The 19,379-nt window shown below is 44.7% G+C and carries 13 protein-coding genes; 2 read left to right on the forward strand and 11 right to left on the reverse strand.

Annotated features, from left to right (window positions below):
* Positions 1 to 8: 8 nt before the first annotated feature.
* From BN8899_RS06940 to aroB, 8 genes are all read right to left on the reverse strand, one after another.
* Positions 9 to 644, reverse strand: a complete 636-nt coding sequence (locus tag BN8899_RS06940; protein WP_018338996.1) for a fasciclin domain-containing protein — start codon at positions 642 to 644, stop codon at positions 9 to 11.
* A 10-nt stretch (positions 645 to 654) separates the two neighbouring features.
* Positions 655 to 2,172 carry a RagB/SusD family nutrient uptake outer membrane protein gene (locus BN8899_RS06945; RefSeq protein WP_065218872.1) on the reverse strand — a complete coding sequence of 506 codons (1,518 nt, stop codon included), beginning with the start codon at positions 2,170 to 2,172 and terminating at the stop codon, positions 655 to 657.
* Positions 2,173 to 2,174: 2 nt separating this feature from the next.
* Positions 2,175 to 5,705 carry a SusC/RagA family TonB-linked outer membrane protein gene (locus tag BN8899_RS06950; protein WP_082986945.1) on the reverse strand — a complete coding sequence of 1,177 codons (3,531 nt, stop codon included), beginning with the start codon at positions 5,703 to 5,705 and terminating at the stop codon, positions 2,175 to 2,177.
* Positions 5,706 to 5,806: 101 nt separating this feature from the next.
* Entirely contained in the window at positions 5,807 to 6,970 is a 1,164-nt protein-coding gene (locus BN8899_RS06955) for a FecR family protein (RefSeq protein ID WP_065218873.1), read from the reverse strand.
* A gap of 73 nt (positions 6,971 to 7,043) precedes the next feature.
* Positions 7,044 to 7,580 (reverse strand): RNA polymerase sigma factor, encoded by a 537-nt coding sequence (locus BN8899_RS06960; protein ID WP_065218874.1) that lies wholly within the window; start codon positions 7,578 to 7,580, stop codon positions 7,044 to 7,046.
* Between the two features lie 124 nt (positions 7,581 to 7,704).
* Positions 7,705 to 9,048, reverse strand: a complete 1,344-nt coding sequence (gene gdhA, locus BN8899_RS06965; protein ID WP_065218875.1) for an NADP-specific glutamate dehydrogenase — start codon at positions 9,046 to 9,048, stop codon at positions 7,705 to 7,707.
* A 166-nt stretch (positions 9,049 to 9,214) separates the two neighbouring features.
* Positions 9,215 to 10,423 carry a 3-phosphoshikimate 1-carboxyvinyltransferase gene (locus BN8899_RS06970; protein ID WP_065218876.1) on the reverse strand — a complete coding sequence of 403 codons (1,209 nt, stop codon included), beginning with the start codon at positions 10,421 to 10,423 and terminating at the stop codon, positions 9,215 to 9,217.
* Between the two features lie 10 nt (positions 10,424 to 10,433).
* Entirely contained in the window at positions 10,434 to 11,465 is a 1,032-nt protein-coding gene (aroB, locus tag BN8899_RS06975; protein WP_065218877.1) for a 3-dehydroquinate synthase, read from the reverse strand.
* A 395-nt stretch (positions 11,466 to 11,860) separates the two neighbouring features.
* On the opposite strand from aroB, the gene dprA reads away from it, so the two are divergent.
* The gene (dprA, locus tag BN8899_RS06980; protein ID WP_065218878.1) at positions 11,861 to 12,973 is read left to right on the forward strand and encodes a DNA-processing protein DprA; all 1,113 of its coding nucleotides are present in this window, start codon (positions 11,861 to 11,863) and stop codon (positions 12,971 to 12,973) included.
* Between the two features lie 41 nt (positions 12,974 to 13,014).
* Positions 13,015 to 14,349, forward strand: a complete 1,335-nt coding sequence (gene gdhA, locus BN8899_RS06985; protein WP_065218879.1) for an NADP-specific glutamate dehydrogenase — start codon at positions 13,015 to 13,017, stop codon at positions 14,347 to 14,349.
* A 64-nt stretch (positions 14,350 to 14,413) separates the two neighbouring features.
* Here the strand turns inward: gdhA (BN8899_RS06985) and BN8899_RS06990 are convergent, their stop codons facing one another.
* Genes BN8899_RS06990 through BN8899_RS07000 form a run of 3 tightly spaced genes read right to left on the reverse strand, consistent with a single transcriptional unit; the run spans position 14,414 to position 19,366 of the window.
* Positions 14,414 to 16,735 (reverse strand): Gldg family protein, encoded by a 2,322-nt coding sequence (locus BN8899_RS06990; protein WP_065219423.1) that lies wholly within the window; start codon positions 16,733 to 16,735, stop codon positions 14,414 to 14,416.
* Between the two features lie 10 nt (positions 16,736 to 16,745).
* Positions 16,746 to 17,672: an ABC transporter ATP-binding protein gene (locus BN8899_RS06995; RefSeq protein ID WP_018338985.1), complete on the reverse strand. Its 927-nt coding sequence runs from the start codon at positions 17,670 to 17,672 to the stop codon at positions 16,746 to 16,748.
* A 50-nt stretch (positions 17,673 to 17,722) separates the two neighbouring features.
* On the reverse strand, positions 17,723 to 19,366 hold the full coding sequence (locus tag BN8899_RS07000) for a PKD-like family lipoprotein (protein ID WP_026207772.1): 1,644 nt from the start codon (positions 19,364 to 19,366) through the stop codon (positions 17,723 to 17,725).
* Positions 19,367 to 19,379 lie beyond the last annotated feature (13 nt).

The raw sequence follows: 19,379 nt of genomic DNA on the forward strand, positions 1-19,379 counted from the left end.
CAACCATTTCACAACTCTCCCAACGTGTAATTCGGGTGCAAGGAATGTACCACGCCCGTGGTCGGCTCGATATTACAAGAAGCGATGTCAATATCCGTTTTCGTTCTCAACGAGCGAATCTTTATGACCACGGCACCTACACCGATCACCCCGTTATAAGGCAATTGCTCCGTGTACACCCACATTTCATTGTTCTCATCCCCTCCGGTCATAACCATTCCACCGGAAGTACCTTCCATACTGACGGTTCCGCGGGGAATATCGTTCAACATCGTTTTTCCCTTTACCACGTGAGCCATTACAAATTTGCGACACTCTTCCGGAGTCAGTTCCTCCAAACGCCGGGGTCTGGCAGCTTCACCCGGCTTCGGTGCCTCCAGCATCCAACGACGAATCGAGTGATTGGTCGGTCCCCAAAACGTGATCTCCTCGTAACCGGCTTCCCGCCCGTTAAACAAATTCTGCAACCCGGCCTTATCTATCATGATAAGCAATGAATCCCAGTTATACGAATCGGAATGGAAATACTCATACATAGTTCCAGCAAACTTGCCTTTTGCCAACCCCGTGTTGTCCATGTTATAATCAGTCTGACAAGCCACCGTTGTTATCGCGATCAATACCGCCCATAATATCTTTTTCATATCTCACTAATTATTCAAACTTAAACCAATATCTATTCTGTCTTAAAATATCATTCATCTCGAAAGCATCCTGATAAATCGGCAAATAAAGCACACCGTCTTGAATATCCTGTTTTGACAACTCGGCATACACCGGATCCAATTCCGTCAGATAATTATTACGCACGGCATCGTAATAGCGATGTCCCTCGTAAATCAACTCCTTCTCCCGTTCCCGGAAAATAGCCATACGAATATCTCCATCGCCCGGAGCCGGATACTCCGTGGCTTTTGCCCGACGACGAATCATGTTCAAATCTTCCTCCGCCCGGGCATCTCCCAATTTCGCGTAACACTCCGCACGCAACAGATAAATGTCTGCCAAACGCCATACCACGTAGTCGGCAGCCACGCTTGTCATAGAAACACTACCGGTAACAGACGTTTTGTAAAACCCTTCTCTCCACTTGTACACGTAGGCGTAACCGCCCGTTATGTTCACATCCTCGTTTGCCATGGAATCCAACTTATAAAAGAAGCTGTGGCGCCGTTCGTCTTGAAGTTCATACATATTTTGGATACGGGAAGCTTTCACCGCAAAACTTCGCGTCTTCACGGCAGCCTCCGAGGCTGTCGTATTCACCGGCCACGTCGTGAGGAATCGGGCAAGCGACACCGTTGTCGGGTAAGATGAAGCATACTCGTCAAATGCCAACGAAAATATATTTTCACTACCATAACCACTCAAACTGTTGCGACAAAGATTCTCCACGGTTTCCAAATCATAATTCCCCGCTTTATCCTCGATCAAAACGGTAGCCCATTCAATCGACTTCTCGTAAGCAGCCTTCGCGTCATCATTCCAACCGTAAAGCTCGATCATCGCCCCCTTCCAAGCGTAAGCATGTGCCAGCAAAGCGACGGCAGCACCCTTACTCCCGTATTGCTTGGAAGGCAAGGCATTCCCGTTCAAATCGACCAACTCCTCGAACTTACCCAACGCCTTTTCTGCCAACTCCGCGTTCCGGATCGCTTCCGCCAACACCTCTTGATCAGTACTATTTCCCAGAATCGCCTGCGACTCACTATCCTTCGTGATCACGGCATGTCCCCAGTCCTGAGCCAGACGGAAATACATGAACCCTTTGGCAAAATACGCCTGTCCCAAATAGAAATTCTTCCGGTCATCCGCCAAATTCTCCACCCGATGGATATTATCCAATATCAAATTCGCAAAATGAATCACGTCATAATGTCCCTTCCATCTCGTTTGAATATTATTCAAAACGGCACTCGGCAATAACTTTTTGGCATCGGCATTAGAAGCTACCGAGGTATAATCAAAAATCATCCCCATCTTCACGTGCAGGTTCTCTGCCGCTCCCACGTTTTTCATGAAAGCGTGCATTTGAGCGCACACGGAATTCAAATCCGACTCGGACTTGTAAAAATTAGTAAAGGTAACGGCATTCTCCGGCGTTACATCCAACAAATCGCTACACGAAGAAATACCCAACGCCACGAAAATTAATAAGAATATCTTTCTCATGATCAAAAGTTTAAAGTCAAACCTAAAGTAAATTTACGAGCCAACGGATAATTGGAAAAATCATCAATACCCCCTCTGGCAGGATTCACCGTTTCCGGATCCAAACCGGAATAATTCGTCAACAAAAAAAGATTCTCTCCCGTGAGGAACAAGCGCACGCCCTCTATATTCACCTTTTTCAACCACTCTTTGGGCACATTGTACCCCAAGGTCAATTGTTTCAAACGCAAGTGATTCACCTTCTCGATATTAGAACGATATTGTCCGTCAAATTGCCCCACGTAACCATTCGTGGAAGCCGTCAATGTAGGCCAATCCGCCTTATCCCCAGGCTTGTTCCAGAAAGTAGCATTCTCCACGTTCGTGAACAACGGGGAATCCTTGTATCTAATTGACCTGTAAGAGGGTGGGGTCGCGTAAGCATTCATAATATGCCGTCCTAAACTATAAGTAAGCAAAACGTTCAAATCAAAACCTTTCCATTTCAATTCATTCGCGAATCCACCGTGAGCCACAGGCAAGGCTGAAGCCACATATACCAAATCTTCCTGTCCTATTCTCCCATTACCGTCCACATCTTCCAATAAACGCATACCGGGTGTAATTGGATTTTCTGCAGACCCACTATTTAACGGGTTCTTATTTCCCCAACGATCGACATACACGGGAATCTCGTTCTCGTGTTCAACAATACCCAAATCATTGTAAGCATACACACCTTGCACCGGGCGACCGATAACGGCAGTCGTCAAATCCATCCCCGTGTTTGTCTTTTCAAAACGGTTCCAATTCCGGGAAATATTAAAACGGGCACGCCATTTCACCGGACCGTCACGCAAAATATCGGCCAAAAATTCCAACTCCAAGCCCTCGTTGGAAATTTCCAACACGTTCTGCATTGCCGAGGTATGATAATAAACGTTTCCCGGCAATTGCACCAACTGCAACAAAGAAGTCGAATATTTATAATAGTAATCCAACTTGAATTTCAACCGATAGTCAAACAAATCCACGTCCAAACCGATATCATACTGGTCGGATTCCTCCCAAGTCAAATCACTTGCCAACATCATTGTCGGGACCATTCCTAACGTCCCCATAAAACTATTCCCGGAAGCCATCACCCCATGCGCCAAATAAGGATCCCGAAAAGCTTTTCCCTGTTTTCCCCAGGAAGCGCGAATCTTTCCATAGCTCAACCACCAAAAACGCTCCATAAACGACTCCTCAGAAAAAGCCCATCCCAATGCGACCGAAGGGAAGGTCGCCCAACGCACATTCTCCCCAAACACGGAAGAACCATCCCGACGCACGGTAAACTCCGTCAAATACTTCTTGTTAAAATTATATGCCAAACGCCCGAAATAACTCAACATAACGGACTCCTCGAAATCCGACTCGTAATTCTTCATGGCCGTGGGTTGCCCGTTAATACTGATAATGTCTTGAAAATCGGCAGTAACATATTTCAAATAATCACTGGGGGAACCCATGCCCCAACCTTTCAATGCATCAGAAGCCTCTCTCGTGTAAGACATTCCCAACATCACATCCAGATTATGAATCTCGTTAAAAGATTTGCTATAATGGAGCAAATTCTCGTTCGTCAACATCGTGGAACTTGCAGTTTCTCCCGTGGATTTACTCAAATCATCCGGATTCAAATAGCTCGGTTCGAAACCATTCTTTTTGGATTGCGTGAAGTCAATTCCTAAAGTAGTCGACAAATCCAACCCGGGTAACACGTTATACGAGAGTCCCATATTCGCCCGCACCCGATAAGTAAAATTCTTCTCGGAAGTTTCGTTCAAACGTTTCAATGTTTCGTCCAACACGGCCCCGCTACCCGGGTAAAGGGATGAATTCACTTTCGGGTCCACCGTCAAACCTTCAAAAGCCGTAGCCTGACTAAAAGAGGTGTTCGCCGCACCTTTGCTACGATCGGTGTAAGCCAAATACAAACGGGCATCCACCGTCAATCTCTCGCGAGGGACGATCCGCAAATTACTGATCATGTTTACACGAGAGAAATCACTGCCTAACATGATTCCCTTCTCATCATACCATCCCAGCCCGACCATATATTGAAAAGTTTCCGACCCGCCTGATGCCTGCAAGTTTGCATTCAAAATCTTTCCTGTCCGGAAACTATGCTTCCACCAATTAGTCGCGTTATTATAGAACGGGTTCAAGCTATCGTGCAAAATACGATCCCCATCAACATAAGACTCGCTGATCTTGTAACCATTATTCCAGAAATAATCGTAGACCCCCGCCGTACCATACACATCATTATAAGATGTAGGGATAATATATTCCCTTGTCCGGCGATCCTGATAAGCTTTCCGGCGAGCACGCAAAGCTTGAATATGCGCCATCCGCTCCCCGTGACCGATCACCTGGTAAGGAGTCTCTGGAAGAATTGACCAAGACTGCGACACATTAGCCGTAAATTTACCCCGTCCGGCACGTCCTTTCTTCGTCGTGATAAGAATTACGCCATTGCTGGCACGCGACCCGTACAAAGCGGCGGAAGCCGCATCCTTCAATACCTCAACCGACTCAATCGTCGATGGATCAATTTCTGCCAAAGTATTCGTACCCGTTACCGGAGAGGTAAATGAATTCACGGGAACGCCATCAATGACATATAGCGGCGTGTTATCCGTCATTCCCTGCATCAACGAGTTGTAACCGCGAATAGCGACCTGAGATCCCCCGCCACCGGGAGAACCGGAAATATTATTCACTTCCACTCCGGCCATGTGTCCCTGAAGCAATGTTTCCAAACTTGCCGATGGGAGCTCGTCCAAATCTTCCGCTTTCACGGATGACACGGAACTGATCAACTCCCTCTTTTTCCGTTCACCATAGGCGACAACAGTCACCTCGTCCAAATCTGAAACATCCTCTTCCATCACCACATTAACCACATTATTTTGCCCCAGTTTCACATCCTGAGTTTTCATCCCGACAAAAGAGAATTGCAAAGATTGGGTTGAAGCCGGCACTTCTATTTTATAGACACCGTCCACGTCAGTAACCACGCCTATCGTCGTCCCCTTAATATAAACGGAGACTCCCGGCAAAGTTTCATCCCGCTTATCCAATACTTTACCGGAAACAATCCTTTTCTTGTTCGCGATAGCCGTTTTATCCTTCGCGTCGGCTTCTCTTTTCTTGATCACGACAACATTCTTTTCCAATGCATACGTGTAATCGGTTTTCCTCAAACAAACATTCATCACGCTGTCGATCAACACATCCTTCACGTCAATCGTGATCTTCCCGATTTTATTCACCGCATCCATGCTATACACGAACGTCATTTTACTCTGCTTCTCCACGGCAAAAATGATGTCCAGCATCGAGACATTCTCCCTTTTCAAGGTCAGTTTCTCTGTTTGGGCAAAGGTATTGTTGAGCATACCGCCTCCCAAAATGAATGTCAGACATAGGCAAATTTTCATGCAGATAGCACTTTTCTCCTTTTTTTTATCGTGCAGGAGCCACGTCCAAAGGTTTTTTTTCATAACTTTGAAAAATTAAATTGATTTTGAATTTAACCAAATGGGTGGCAGGAAATAATCACCACAAAATTTCCGCTACCCGTTTTTATTTATACCAGCTAATACTAAGTTCCACTCATCACGGTCAATGTTTTTCCCTTCATCACAAACCTCACTTCCCCGGTCAATTCCAGAATATCCAAAAGAGTTTCCACCTGCTCGTATTTTTCCAGTTTAAAACCGAACCGTTTATCTGCCATCTCCGGATTCTGGTAAAAAATCTCGAAATCATACCAACGCGCCATCTCCTGCAAAATATCATCCAGCCGCTCCTCGTCAAACACGAACACCCGTTCCTTCCGCAAGCGATAACTCGCCCCGTTTATTTCCCGGTAAGAGAAATCCCCCGTGTTCTTGTGGAAAACAGCCTGCATATTCGGGCGCAACACGTTATCTTTCAAACTTACCATACCTTCCACCAGCGACGTTTCCACGACATCCATATTATTATAGGCTTTCACGTTAAAACTCGTTCCCAGCACCTTCACGTCAAGCGACTTTGTTTTCACGTAGAAAGGATGCGCGGGATCGTGGCGCACCTCGAAATAAGCCTCCCCGGACAAATACACTTCCCGCTTGCTTCCCTTGAAACGAGTCGGGAAACGAATTTCCGATTCGGCAAACATCCAGACTCTCGTGCCGTCTGCCAGCTTCAAATTATATTCCCCTCCCCGGGGCACAACGATCTTGTGATACTCCACCTTCGCGTCCATCACGGAATCCAATCCGGAATAATCCAACCCTTGCCCTTCAGCCATCGTGACACCGAAATCATTCAACTCACTCGTCACGTTCTTCGTTGTATCCAAGGCAATACGTACTCCCCCGGGTAATTCCAGCATCGTCTTATGGGACTCAAAATAGGCGTCCACGATATACCGGGGATGATTTGCCTGCTTACTTCTATTGCTGAAAAAGATTGAAGCAGCCACGGCAAGAGGCAAGACAAAAATTGCCGCGTACCGGAACACCCGGTATAGCATCCTCGAAGATCTTCTACCCGTAACCTTCCGGATCTTCTCCCAACTTTTATCCGCGTTGAACGAATCATACATCTTTTTCTTGGCCGCAATCAACTGTTCATCCCGAACCCGAAGCAAAAGTCCCTCTCCATCCGGACGATCGCGCAGGCGTTTTTTCAATTCAACCTCCTCCTCCGGTGAAAGCTTTCCTTTCAGATATTTCGTGATTTGTTCCGCTAACTCTATCGACTCTCTATATTTTTCCATGTCATTTTCTCATCGTTTCATATATAATATGCAGAAACGCGATTTAGGGGTGACTGGAATCCCGATTTTTTTTTTACAAATTCATGATAACAAGAAAAAACACGAACAGATTTTTCAACTCTTCCCGCAAAAAAGCGTAAGCTTTTCTTTTCTGAGTCTTGATCGTGTTGACAGATACATGCAATTTCTCGGCAATCTCTTCTTGAGAAGACCCTCCCATGCTCATTTCCACGATCCGCCGTCTTTCGGTAGGCAATTTATCAATCGCCCGGATGATTTCCCGATGCACCTCCTCCTCGATAATAGCATTCAAGATGTTATCCGAATTGTCCTCGATGAAAGGATCAACCTCCTCATTTTCCCGGTATTGCCGCAAATAATACAAAGCGTTATTACGGAGAGCCTTGAACAAATACGCCTTGAAATAAACCATATCCGTGTAAATACCCCGCTTCTCCCAGATCTGGATAAAAGTTTCCTGCACAACATCTTCCACGGCTTCGTGCTCTTGAATATACCGGTTCACGAAAGCGCACGACGATGCAAAAAAGTTATCAAACAACTTCTTGAAAGCCCTCTCGTCACCTCGGTTTAACTGACTCAATAACATTTGTCTCCCTGTATAATCGAGGTAGCAAGTTATGCTTTTTTTCCTTCAAAAAAAAGCTGCAACAAACCGAAATTTGTTGCAGCCAATTTAATATCTCTATCAAAACTATTTACAAGAAATAGGATTAGATGATACCTTGTTCAAGCATAGCAGTAGCCACTTTCATGAACCCTGCGATGTTAGCTCCCTTCACGTAGTCGATATGACCGTCAGCTTGCTTGCCGTATTTAACGCAAGCCTCGTGGATAGAAGTCATGATGAAGTGAAGTTTAGCATCCACTTCTTCACCAGACCAACCGAGGTGAGCTGCGTTTTGAGTCATTTCAAGACCAGAGGTAGCAACACCACCAGCGTTAACAGCCTTACCCGGGGCGAAGAGGATACCGTTAGATTGGAATGCGTGGATAGCTTCCGGAGTACAACCCATGTTGGAAACCTCGCAGCAGCACCATGTTCCGTTAGCGATCAATTCTTTAGCATCGTCACCGTTCAACTCGTTCTGGAATGCGCAAGGCAATGCGATATCACATTTTACAGACCATGCTTTCTTACCGGCAGTGAATTTAGCCTGTCCCGGGAATTTCTCGGCCATCATCTCAACGCGGTTCTGGTTAGAAGCACGCATAACGAGCATATAGTCGATCATCTCTTTGGTGATACCGTCAGCGATTTCGCAAACCCCATCAGGACCGGAGATAGCAATAACTTTAGCGCCAAGTTCGATAGCTTTGGTTGCAGCACCCCAAGCCACGTTACCGAAACCGGAAAGAGCTACGGTCTTGCCTTTGATATCTTTACCTGCAGTGTGCAAAACATGTTGCGTGAAGTAAAGAGCACCGAAACCGGTAGCTTCCGGACGGAGGATAGAACCACCCCAAGTTGCACCCTTACCGGTCAATACTCCAGTATTGTATTCGCGAGCCAGTTTTTTGTACATTCCGTACATATAACCGATTTCACGACCGCCAACACCAACGTCACCAGCAGGAACATCAGTATCAGGACCTATATTTTGCCACAATTCATACATGAAAGCTTGGCAGAAACGCATGATTTCAGCATCTGATTTTCCAACCGGATCGAAGTCAGAACCACCTTTGCCACCACCCATCGGAAGAGTAGTCAAAGCGTTTTTGAAAGTCTGCTCGAAACCGAGGAATTTCAACATAGAAAGGTTAACTGCCTTGTGGAAACGAAGCCCGCCTTTGTACGGTCCAATAGCGCTATTGAATTGTACGCGGTAACCCAAGTTAGTCTGAACTTCACCTTTGTCGTCTACCCATGCCACGCGGAAAGTAAAGATACGATCCGGCTCTACCATACGTTCAACGATTTTTGCTTTCTCGAATTCAGGGTGTTGGTTGTAAACCTCTTCGATTGATTCCAACACTTCGTGTACCGCTTGAAGGAATTCTTTTTCACCTGGGTGTTTGGCTTCCAGGTCAGCCATTACTTTTGCTACATTCATAATAAAATATTTTAAAGTAAGATTACACATCTACACAACGGCTGAATTTTTCAACCGCAATCAACGATGCAACATTACTGCTTTTTTCCGGTTCAAACAAATATTTTAGCAAAAAAGTTTTTATCAAAATAAAAAACAGATAGACAGTAACAAAACACCATAAATATCACATCACTAAATGATAAAATTGTTCCCAAAAACCGGGAAACGACTTAGAAACCACATCGGCATCCCGCACGGTCAACCCGCAATACCTCAACCCGGCAGGAGCAAATGCCATTGCCATCCGGTGATCCTGGTAAGTATCAATCTCCAACGTCGTACATGCATTCCGCTCCCGGTTCCAACACAACTCGCCACGCGCAGGAACTTGTAAACCATACCCTAATTTACCAGCCTCCCGCATGACAGCCATCACCCGGTCACACTCCTTTATATATAACGTATCCAACCCCGTCAAATGAAAGGGAATATCCAACAAACAACAAGCCACAATCACGGGAAGAGCCACATCCGGCATGCCCGACAGATCAGCCTCAAAACGGGCAACACGATCGCTATTAGCCGACAGGCGAACCCCTCCAATTACTTTTTCCGTGGTTACACCCAACTGTCGCCACAAATCAATTTGATGGGCATCACCTTGTAAACTATCGATATACAGACCTGGAAGGAAAATCTCCCCCTCCCCGGCAATAGTCAACAACTCGTAAAAAAAAGAAGCGGCACTCCAATCGGCACTTACCCGAAAAGAGACAGGCATGTACACGCCTTCCGGGATTGTCACCCGTTTTCCCTCGAAGTCGGTGTCCACCCCGAAGCGACGCATCATCTCTGCAGTCATGCGAATATAATCCGCGGAAGCGACCTTCCCCTTAAAATCGATCACAAGCCCCCTCTTCAACAAAGGTGCAATCATCATCAGAGCCGAAATATACTGGCTACTCACGGAAGCATCCAGTCTGATCGTCCGCCCTCCCTGCAACACGGAATTGCCAATCCACAAGGGAGGAAAGCCCTCCCGTCCCAGGTATTCGATCTTCGCCCCCAACTCCCGTAAAGCCTCCACCAGCACTTTTATCGGGCGTTGCTTCATCCGTTCCGACCCGGTCAATTCCCACACCCCTTCCCGCAAGGCAAAATAAGCCGCCAGAAAACGCATAGAAGTACCGGCATGCCCAACATCCACGAGCCCCCCCACCTGCTTCAACGCCTCCGCCAACACTTGTGTATCATCGCTATCAGACAGATTCTCCGGTACCCCGCCACCCGCCAACGCGCTCAAGACGAGTGCCCGATTGGACTCGCTTTTGGATGCCGGCAAAATAACCGTACCCTCTATCTTCCTCTGTTCCGAAACGATAACTTTATCCATCCTTACAATCTTATATTTGCCTTAAAGCCTCCATTACCAGTTCCCTCGAACAATAATTATCAACAGAAAACTGTCCGACGTTCTCGAGAAGTGTAAAATTCAACCCTTCACGATCATTTTTCTTGTCATGCGACATCAATTCGCACAACATATCGGCATGTTCCATGACCGGGTAAGTGGGATAATACCTTTTTATAAAATCACGCACCCGACGGTATATCTCTTCCGGGAAACCTTTCTCCCGCACGGAAAGATACAATTCCGCGATCATCCCTAACGCCACCGACTCCCCGTGCGACAAATTTTCCCGCCGCGTGACGGAACAACTTTCAATAGCGTGCCCTACCGTATGCCCGAAATTCAAAGCTTTCCGCGTCCCTTTTTCCAACGGGTCTAAAGTCACGATTTCACTCTTGACGGAAATCGATCGCTTGAGTAAATCAAGAAATTCTTCCCGGTCAGGCTCATTCGTATCACAGGTCAACAAACGGTCCAGATACTCTACGTCGGACAACAAACCATGCTTCAACATCTCGGCAAAACCAGCCATCCGCTCCCGCACGGGCAAAGTCTTCAAAAACATGACATCAATAATCACCCGTTCCGGCTCCTTGAAAGTACCGACCTCATTCTTCAACCCGTTAAAATTTATTCCAGTCTTTCCCCCTAACGATGCATCCACCTGCGCCAACAACGTGGTAGGCACATAAATACAACGCATTCCCCGCTTGAAAGTCGAAGCGGCAAATCCTCCCATGTCCGTCACCATACCTCCCCCCACGCACAACAGAATGGAAGAACGCCGGGCTCCTCGTCTACTCAGGACAGACCAAATACGGGCTACACTATCCAGCGATTTGTTTTCCTCCCCACAATCAACCACCGCCACGTTCAACGGTATCCAGTCCACCTTTTCCAACAACTTATCGCAGAAACCTACCGTGTGCTTATCCGCCACGATAAACAATTGTTCATGCCTGACACCTCGTAACAAGTCGGCAAGAACCATGCTCGAATCCGTTGTAAATACAATATGCTCCATTTATCCCGTATTTCTTCACAAAATTACACTATTTTACGCATTAATCAAAAAGTCCTGCCACCAAGTCACCCCACGACTCGATAATTACACGTGTAAATTTGTTTTTAAACAAGTATTAATTACATATTATTCTTGTCATGAACTTTATATGAACCTTATATGAACTCTATATGAACTTTATTATAAATAAGGTTCATAAAGAATAACTACCATATATCCAAAATAGTTTAAACGTTACTATTCAGTAATTTATACAAGATTAGTATTTGATTTAGCCACGTCTTCTTGAATCCCTATAGAACAATTTTACAAAATTTAAATCATTCCCTCTAAATTCGTTGGTTTTCTCGCCATAAAAAGATAACTTTGAACCTATACATTAAAACAACCGGAGCATGAATAATGACTATACCATACTGACACGAGTAGCCATCACGATGGCACCCAGGCTAAACAACGCTCTGTACTCCCCGTTATTTCTACAATGCGGGGGCATAACCGGATTCTTTCAAGAGAGCGATGCGAATATCAAGCTCCTTTTCAAAGAAAACCACCTGACGAATATACAACCGGAACGGTCGCTATGGCTGCAACAAGCGGAAGAGGAATTGAAAAACATGGAAAAACACCATATCCAAACCTGCGGGATTGAAGACCCTCACTATCCCCGCCTGCTAAAGCATTGCGCGGATGCCCCCCTCGTTCTATTCTACAAGGGAACGCTGGAAGCCGACGAAACCAAGAATATCGCCATCGTGGGAACCCGCAAGGCAACGGAACTGGGTAAAAACCGCGTGGGCAACATTCTTCAGCAACTGGCAGACATGGGATACCGCCCGAATATCATCAGCGGGCTTGCCTACGGGATCGACATTGCCGCCCACTCCGCCTGCCTTCGGCACGGGCTGCGGGCGCAAGCCGTACTCGGGCACGGGTTGCATATGGTCTACCCGGCATCTCATAAAAATATAGCGGAGAAAATACTGGCACAAGGAGGTACGCTACTCTCGGAATTCCCGACTTGCGCCCCCATTCATCCCACGAACTTCCTTCAACGCAATCGAATCGTGGCAGGCATGAGCGAGGCAGTACTCGTGGCAGAATCTCCCGTGAAAGGCGGTGCCATGTCGACCGCACGCCAGGCTTTATCTTACAGCCGGGAGGTGCTTGCCATACCCGGTCGCCCGGAAGACCCGAATTACACGGGGTGTAATATGCTGATAAAACAAAACATTGCAGCACTCGTGGAAAATGTTTCGGACATACTGAAAGCCGTAAACTGGGACCCTATCCCGACGGGACCACGCCAGACCACCATAGATTTCTTTTCAGCATCAAACGATGAAGACCTTATCAAACAAACATTAACAGTGGCGGGAGAACAGAACATCGACCAACTTCATCAACTCACTCGGATACCGGTACACGACCTGTCAGTTCTACTCCTAAAACTGGAATTGGAGGGAATTGTCACGCAACTCCCCGGTAAATGTTATTCACTCATTTAACCTGTAACACTTGCGTATAAACTTACTTAAACAATATTCAAATGAAAGCAGAGATTAAAGAATTCATGGATGCCTTGAAGGATAGAACCGTAGGCGAAACAGAATTTCACCAGGCTGTTCAAGAAGTAATCGAAACCGTATGGGATATCTATCAGGCAAACCCGAAATATAAAGCTAACAAAATCCTCGAGAAGATGGTAGAGCCTGAAAGAGTCATCATATTCAGAGTGCCCTGGATCGATGATAAAGGTGAAGTACAAATCAATCGCGGTTACAGAGTACAATTCAACAGCGCCATCGGACCATACAAAGGAGGTTTACGCTTCCACCCGTCAGTGACTCTTGGCGGATTGAAATTTTTAGGTTTCGAGCAAACTTTCAAAAACTCTTTGACAACACTCCCGATGGGAGGTGGCAAAGGAGGTTCTGACTTTAACCCGAAAGGCAAATCCGATAACGAAGTTATGCGCTTCTGTCAAAGTTTCATGACAGAACTTTGCAAATATATCGGTGCAGATACTGACGTACCTGCCGGTGATATCGGTGTTGGAGCTCGTGAAATCGGTTATTTGTTCGGACAATACAAGAGAATCCGTAACGAATTTGTTGGCGTGTTGACTGGAAAGAACCGCGAATTCGGTGGTTCAAGAGTACGTCCGGAAGCTACCGGTTACGGTACCGTTTACTTTGCACAACATATGTTGGCAGAAAAAGGTGAGAAAATCGCCGGTAAAACGGTTGCCATCTCCGGCTTCGGCAACGTTGCCTGGGGCACCGCCCAAAAATTAGTCCAATTGGGAGCCAAATTGGTCACCATCTCCGGTCCTGACGGATACATCTATGACGAGAAAGGCTTAACACAAGCAGGTGTTGACTACATGTTGGAATTGCGTGCCAGCAACAACGACGTGGTAGCTCCTTACGCCAAGAAATTCGGTGCTAAGTTCATTCCGAAACGCAAACCGTGGGAAGTAAAATGCGACATCGCGTTCCCGTGTGCTATCCAGAACGAATTGAATGAAGAAGATGCAAAACAATTGGTCACTAACGGCTGCCAAATGGTTGTTGAAACTTCTAACATGGGTTGTACCGCAGAAGCTGTTAACTACTTGAACGAGCACATTACTTTCGCCCCGGGTAAAGCGGCTAACGCTGGCGGTGTTGCTGTTTCCGGTCTTGAAATGAGTCAAAATTCAATGAGATATAGCTGGACCGCAGAAGAAGTAGACGCAAAACTATTTCAGATCATGAAAGACATCCACGATACTTGCGTTAAATACGGCAAAGAAGGTAACAAGATCAACTACGTTAAGGGTGCAAACATCGGTGGTTTTATCAAAGTTGCTGAAGCTATGTGCGCTCAAGGACATTGCTAAAAAATTGATTTAGTTATAAAAAAAAACCGCCTTTCAGCAAGGCGGTTTTTTTTATAACCAGACATTAACGTCCTCTCCTTCTTATCCATATTACGCTTGCAAACAAAATCAACATCAATGGAATTACTCCTATCAACACAATTTTTGTTACAGTCATTCCACCCTTAGTAACATAGACTTTATTATCTGGAAGTTTCGGACGACGAACATCAATAGGCACTTCTCCATCTGACATCCAAAAGAATGAGGAAGTAATTAAAGAATAATTGGATGCTCCTACCCCATTACGAGAAATACTGATCTCTCCGTTACTCAAGCAATCCGCATCTCCCAAGATAATAATTTTCTGTTCCCTGTTCCCCACGGCGCGAGAAAGAGCAACCATAGTTGGAACCTGATTCAATTCGACCTCCCCCTTATCCGGATTCATCACAGGTATTTCATCTACAAAGTCCGTACTTTCAACCTCATTCCAAACGGTTTTCAGTGAATCAGTAACTAACAATACTGTTACCTTGAAACCGCTATTCGGTATTCCGGATAAATCCAAGCCCACGGTAGAAGGCATCGTTGCCACGTTTCCATATCTATACATGTCTTTTAGTTCGTAAGAAAACTCGGCTGCCTCTTTTGTTACCTTGGACATGATAAAATCCGACTGAAAATTCTCACTTGGACTCACCAAACGTCCCGACATAAAACGAACCCCGAATTGCTCCACAAGAGGATTCATGTACTTCTGACGCTTAGGTTCTCCCGCTATCAAAAGATTCCCTCCCCGGGCAATATAAGCATCCAAATTCTTCCGATGTGCTTCCGGCAAAACCTCCCTCACATCCGCGATAACCAAAATATTGATATCTTCAGGAATTTCTTCGTCTAAAGTAACTTGTCTGAAATCAAAACCTTGATTAATCAAAGAATAGCGGAAAGGCTTATCTTGTGCAAAACGATTATAATCTCTATCGCCTTGTTTGATACAATCACGTTCTCCGTGTCCTTCCACGAATCCCACTTGCGGCAAATCCATCAGCAATCGTTTAAAAGCCGCGGTAATTTCCGTCTCGAACGGGAACACATACATATCATCATAAATACGCAAAAATGCCTTCTGCCCATTCTCTCTTTCCAATACTCGCACGAAACGATAATTTTCACCCGACAAATCTTCCAATTTGCTCACTTCATTCACATCAAGATAAATAGAAGAGTCTACACCATAATTCTGGGTGATTTTCACCATCCTCTCGCGATCATTCAAAGTAGGATAACGCTTATTCAACTCCTCCTCGTTATTTCCTTTGGCATAATAACGGACATATTTCATCTTGATATCCGGCTTAAAACGAGTATATTGCTTGAAACGTTTGATATCGCTCAACTCACTTTTCGGGAAGCCATACCACAAAAATCGATCTTCATCCAACACGTTGGCATAAGTGGTAATTGTCAAATTCCCTTTCATCTTGGACACGATTTCCTGACTATTCGGAGTCAAGGTATTTACTTTAGTCCGCGTAGCATCATAATAACACATGAATGTAGGTCGAGAACTCAAATACCCAATCGACACAGCAATCAATATCGCCGAGAAATACCAAGAAGTACTAACGAACCAACTTTTTTTCTTACGTATCACGGTCAACCTGATTACAGTAAAAGTCAGAAACAAAACGACAACAACCAAAAAGTAAATTACATCTTCGCTACAAAGCAAACCGTTGATAAATTCACCTGAACGCCCTCGAATTGACAACCAATACGTGATATCCCGCACAAAAGCGATATCCTGCCACATACCACCCACGTAATTCAACACGGCAAATACCGCAAAGGTACCCATCGCTGCAACCACCTGATAAGAGGTCAAGGATGACATGAAAAGCCCGATAGCTCCATACGCACAAATCAACAGGTAAAGCCCTAGCAACCCTGCCAATACCGGAGGTAAATCAAATTCATGCACGAAACATACACCATAAATAACGAACAGACCAAGTACCGCAATCATCACAAGCGCATAAATCATTATTGAAATAAATTTCCCGATAACAATCTGAAAATTCGTCACTGGTGACGAGTAAAGCAACTTGATTGATCCACTACTCAACTCCCGACTCATGATACCCATGGTCAATAAAGGTATATACAAGTATAAATACCCTTGAATTTCGGGAAACAATCCCCCACGCCAAGGACTGGTAAAAGTCCCCATGGTCACATTATAAACGTAACGTCCCAATTCTTGAGAAACGACATACCCCTCAAACGCATTCACAAACGTCATGCTGGCCTGAAACGTGAAAATAATCAAGATGAACCATGCTATAGGTGAATAAAACATAGTCTGCAATTCCGTCAGGGCAATTCTTTTTATAGCTTTCATATTTCTTCCTTTACTTTGATTTTTTAGACAATTCTGCAAAAATGGCATTAAGCGAACTTTTCTCTACGCGTATCTCGTTCAAGCGCCAAGCATTTTTATAACTATATTCCACCATTTGTTCGATAACATCATTCACGTCCGAGGCTATCAACCGGAACTTCGTTCCCCCCAACTCTTCCACTCTTGTTACCCCGGGAACTTCAATCAACACTTCCGGGGCCGGAGCATCAAGTAAAGATACGAATACGGTGTTCGGGGTAATATAATTGTCAAACTCATCCACACTACCCGAGAACACCATATGACCTTCTTCCACCATAAGAATATGATTACATATCGCTTGCACTTCGGTAAGCATATGGGTTGAAAGAATTACAGTTCTGTTCTCCGCAATCTTTTTTATCAGATTGCGGATTTCAAGAATTTGATTCGGATCCAAACCATTTGTAGGTTCATCAAATACAATCAACTCGGGACTATGAATAATTGCTTGAGCGATACCCACCCGTTGTTGGTAACCACCCGAAAGATTACGAATCAAGCGATTCCGGAAATGCAATAACCCACACTCAGTTAAAGCATTTTCCACCGCTCCCGGAATCTCGCTATCAGGCATAAGTCGAATTCCCGCGCAATGATAAAGGAACTCCTCTATCGTCAAGTCCATATGCAAAGGAGGTTTCTGAGGTAAAAAACCTATCAAACGCTTCGCCGCAACGGAATTTTCTTTTGTATTTATTCCCTTTATAAAAATATCTCCTTCAGTCTGTCTCAACACGCCACAAAGAATATTCATCAATGTTGACTTCCCCGCACCGTTTGAACCCAGCAATCCATAAATTCCCCGGGTAGGTATTTCAAAATTAATATCCCGTATTGCCCATTGTACACTATACCGATGAGAAACATTTTCAATTTTTACAATTGGTTTTTCCATAAATCTTAATTCACATATTTAAATTTCACACACAATACATTTTCCAAATACTAGTAATTGAAACCGAAAGCCCAACCGACATAACTACTAGGTTTCCAAACGACATCCGTAATTTTACCCAAACCTTTTGTCACGTGATAAGTCGCTTGCTCTCCCAAACCTTCTCCTGTAAAGAAACGATCGTACGTACCCAACAAGTGGAACTCTCCATTTTCCAACGCCACACCTATCATCCAACTCGCCGGATTTTCAGTAACACTTGTAATCCTAGAACCAAAATCCTTGAACAATCTCAAACCTCGTTCCGGAATACTCATTTCATAGAAATACAACCTGCTACCTTCTGCCACAAACATATAATCACTATCGTATTTACATTTCATGTAAATTGAATTTTCATTCACTTTACCATCAGCTGGGAATTCTACGGGTGCCTGCATTTTAGAAATCTTAAAAACACCGGAATAATAATCCACGTAAGCATAGCACTGTTGTGAATAAAGTTTATCTCCCTTTTTCAACAGCATAAATAGTGTCGATGAATTGTAATCACTGGATGATCCTATACTAGCCACATAAACCGGAGTATACTCGCCGGTATTCCCTAGTAGTACAAAGCCATCCGGTATCGTTTCTCCATAAGTTATATCCAAAAGACGAGCCGCTGCAGATTCACTAGTTTGTGCAACCGTAGTAACCGGTATAATAGCTTTATTTGTTTCATCATATACCAGCATCGCTCCCAATTTATAGATCCATGTATCAAATATTTTCGTGATTTTCCCATTATTACCGAAATAAAGCAGATTCTCCCAACGGCATTGTCTTGAATCCATTGTTGATGCATCGATTTTTCTCCAATAAATAGATCCGTCTTTCCCGACCATATAGTGAGAAGTCAGCGCATCGATAAACTGAACCGGTTCAAAAGCTCTGGCAACCCCGGAACCGAAATCTTCATTAAAAGCATAATATTTAGAAAAATCATTTGCATTCAACACCCAATTATCACCATTCTCTTGGATTACCACGATCTCAGCGTAATCATTACTGTAACCGACCCAACCCATATCCACGGAAACCGGTTTACTACCCAACGGACTATCCGGGTGCAATTCTTGATAAAGATCGATACCATCTTCCCAAGAACACAAATACCCTCCGCCATACACCTCTCCACTTTCCGTGATATCACCATTCTCGTAATCCACGTACCCCTCATCTCCTTCATCCAGATTATAATAATTTCGGGTTTGAATAAGCATTGACAAAGCCGTCCTTCCCTCCTTTTCAGACAAGATCAACCAACCGGTCTTGAAACGTGAATTCACGGTATAACTCACGCTCACCATTGTCATCAGTTTCGTGGCACGTTCTTGCGCTATCAAGTAACCGATGTGAGCACCAACTTCATCGGGAACAATTATCAGATTCCGTTCTCTACAAATTGTATCTCCACTAAAAACATAAAAATAATCATAAGCTAATGTATCAACTTCCGGATTCACCCATGTAATCGTGGGGAAAATTTTTACCGTATCTCCCAACGTCACCGTAGACACATTCTGTTTCGAATAACAATTAAGTTTTTCAATGTTCGAATAAATATGATCATAATGACCCTTATCTTCATAACATGCCCCGAACGCAAAGACGATCAGACATAATAGCATATACTTCGTTATCTTTTTCATATCTTCCTATTTA

Origin of the sequence: Butyricimonas sp. Marseille-P2440, from assembly GCF_900091675.1 — a bacterium.
Classification (GTDB): Bacteria; Bacteroidota; Bacteroidia; order Bacteroidales; family Marinifilaceae; genus Butyricimonas; species Butyricimonas synergistica.

What these genes read in the sequence shown, in the direction of transcription:
- BN8899_RS06940 (WP_018338996.1), bottom strand. Translation starts at nt 644, where the DNA reads ATGAAAAAGATATTATGGGCGGTATTGATCGCGATAACAACGGTGGCT.
- BN8899_RS06945 (WP_065218872.1), bottom strand. Translation starts at nt 2,172, where the DNA reads ATGAGAAAGATATTCTTATTAATTTTCGTGGCGTTGGGTATTTCTTCG.
- BN8899_RS06950 (WP_082986945.1), bottom strand. Translation starts at nt 5,705, where the DNA reads ATGAAAAAAAACCTTTGGACGTGGCTCCTGCACGATAAAAAAAAGGAG.
- BN8899_RS06955 (WP_065218873.1), bottom strand. Translation starts at nt 6,970, where the DNA reads ATGGAAAAATATAGAGAGTCGATAGAGTTAGCGGAACAAATCACGAAA.
- BN8899_RS06960 (WP_065218874.1), bottom strand. Translation starts at nt 7,580, where the DNA reads ATGTTATTGAGTCAGTTAAACCGAGGTGACGAGAGGGCTTTCAAGAAG.
- gdhA (WP_065218875.1), bottom strand. Translation starts at nt 9,048, where the DNA reads ATGAATGTAGCAAAAGTAATGGCTGACCTGGAAGCCAAACACCCAGGT.
- BN8899_RS06970 (WP_065218876.1), bottom strand. Translation starts at nt 10,423, where the DNA reads ATGGATAAAGTTATCGTTTCGGAACAGAGGAAGATAGAGGGTACGGTT.
- aroB (WP_065218877.1), bottom strand. Translation starts at nt 11,465, where the DNA reads ATGGAGCATATTGTATTTACAACGGATTCGAGCATGGTTCTTGCCGAC.
- dprA (WP_065218878.1), top strand. Translation starts at nt 11,861, where the DNA reads ATGAATAATGACTATACCATACTGACACGAGTAGCCATCACGATGGCA.
- gdhA (WP_065218879.1), top strand. Translation starts at nt 13,015, where the DNA reads ATGAAAGCAGAGATTAAAGAATTCATGGATGCCTTGAAGGATAGAACC.
- BN8899_RS06990 (WP_065219423.1), bottom strand. Translation starts at nt 16,735, where the DNA reads ATGAAAGCTATAAAAAGAATTGCCCTGACGGAATTGCAGACTATGTTT.
- BN8899_RS06995 (WP_018338985.1), bottom strand. Translation starts at nt 17,672, where the DNA reads ATGGAAAAACCAATTGTAAAAATTGAAAATGTTTCTCATCGGTATAGT.
- BN8899_RS07000 (WP_026207772.1), bottom strand. Translation starts at nt 19,366, where the DNA reads ATGAAAAAGATAACGAAGTATATGCTATTATGTCTGATCGTCTTTGCG.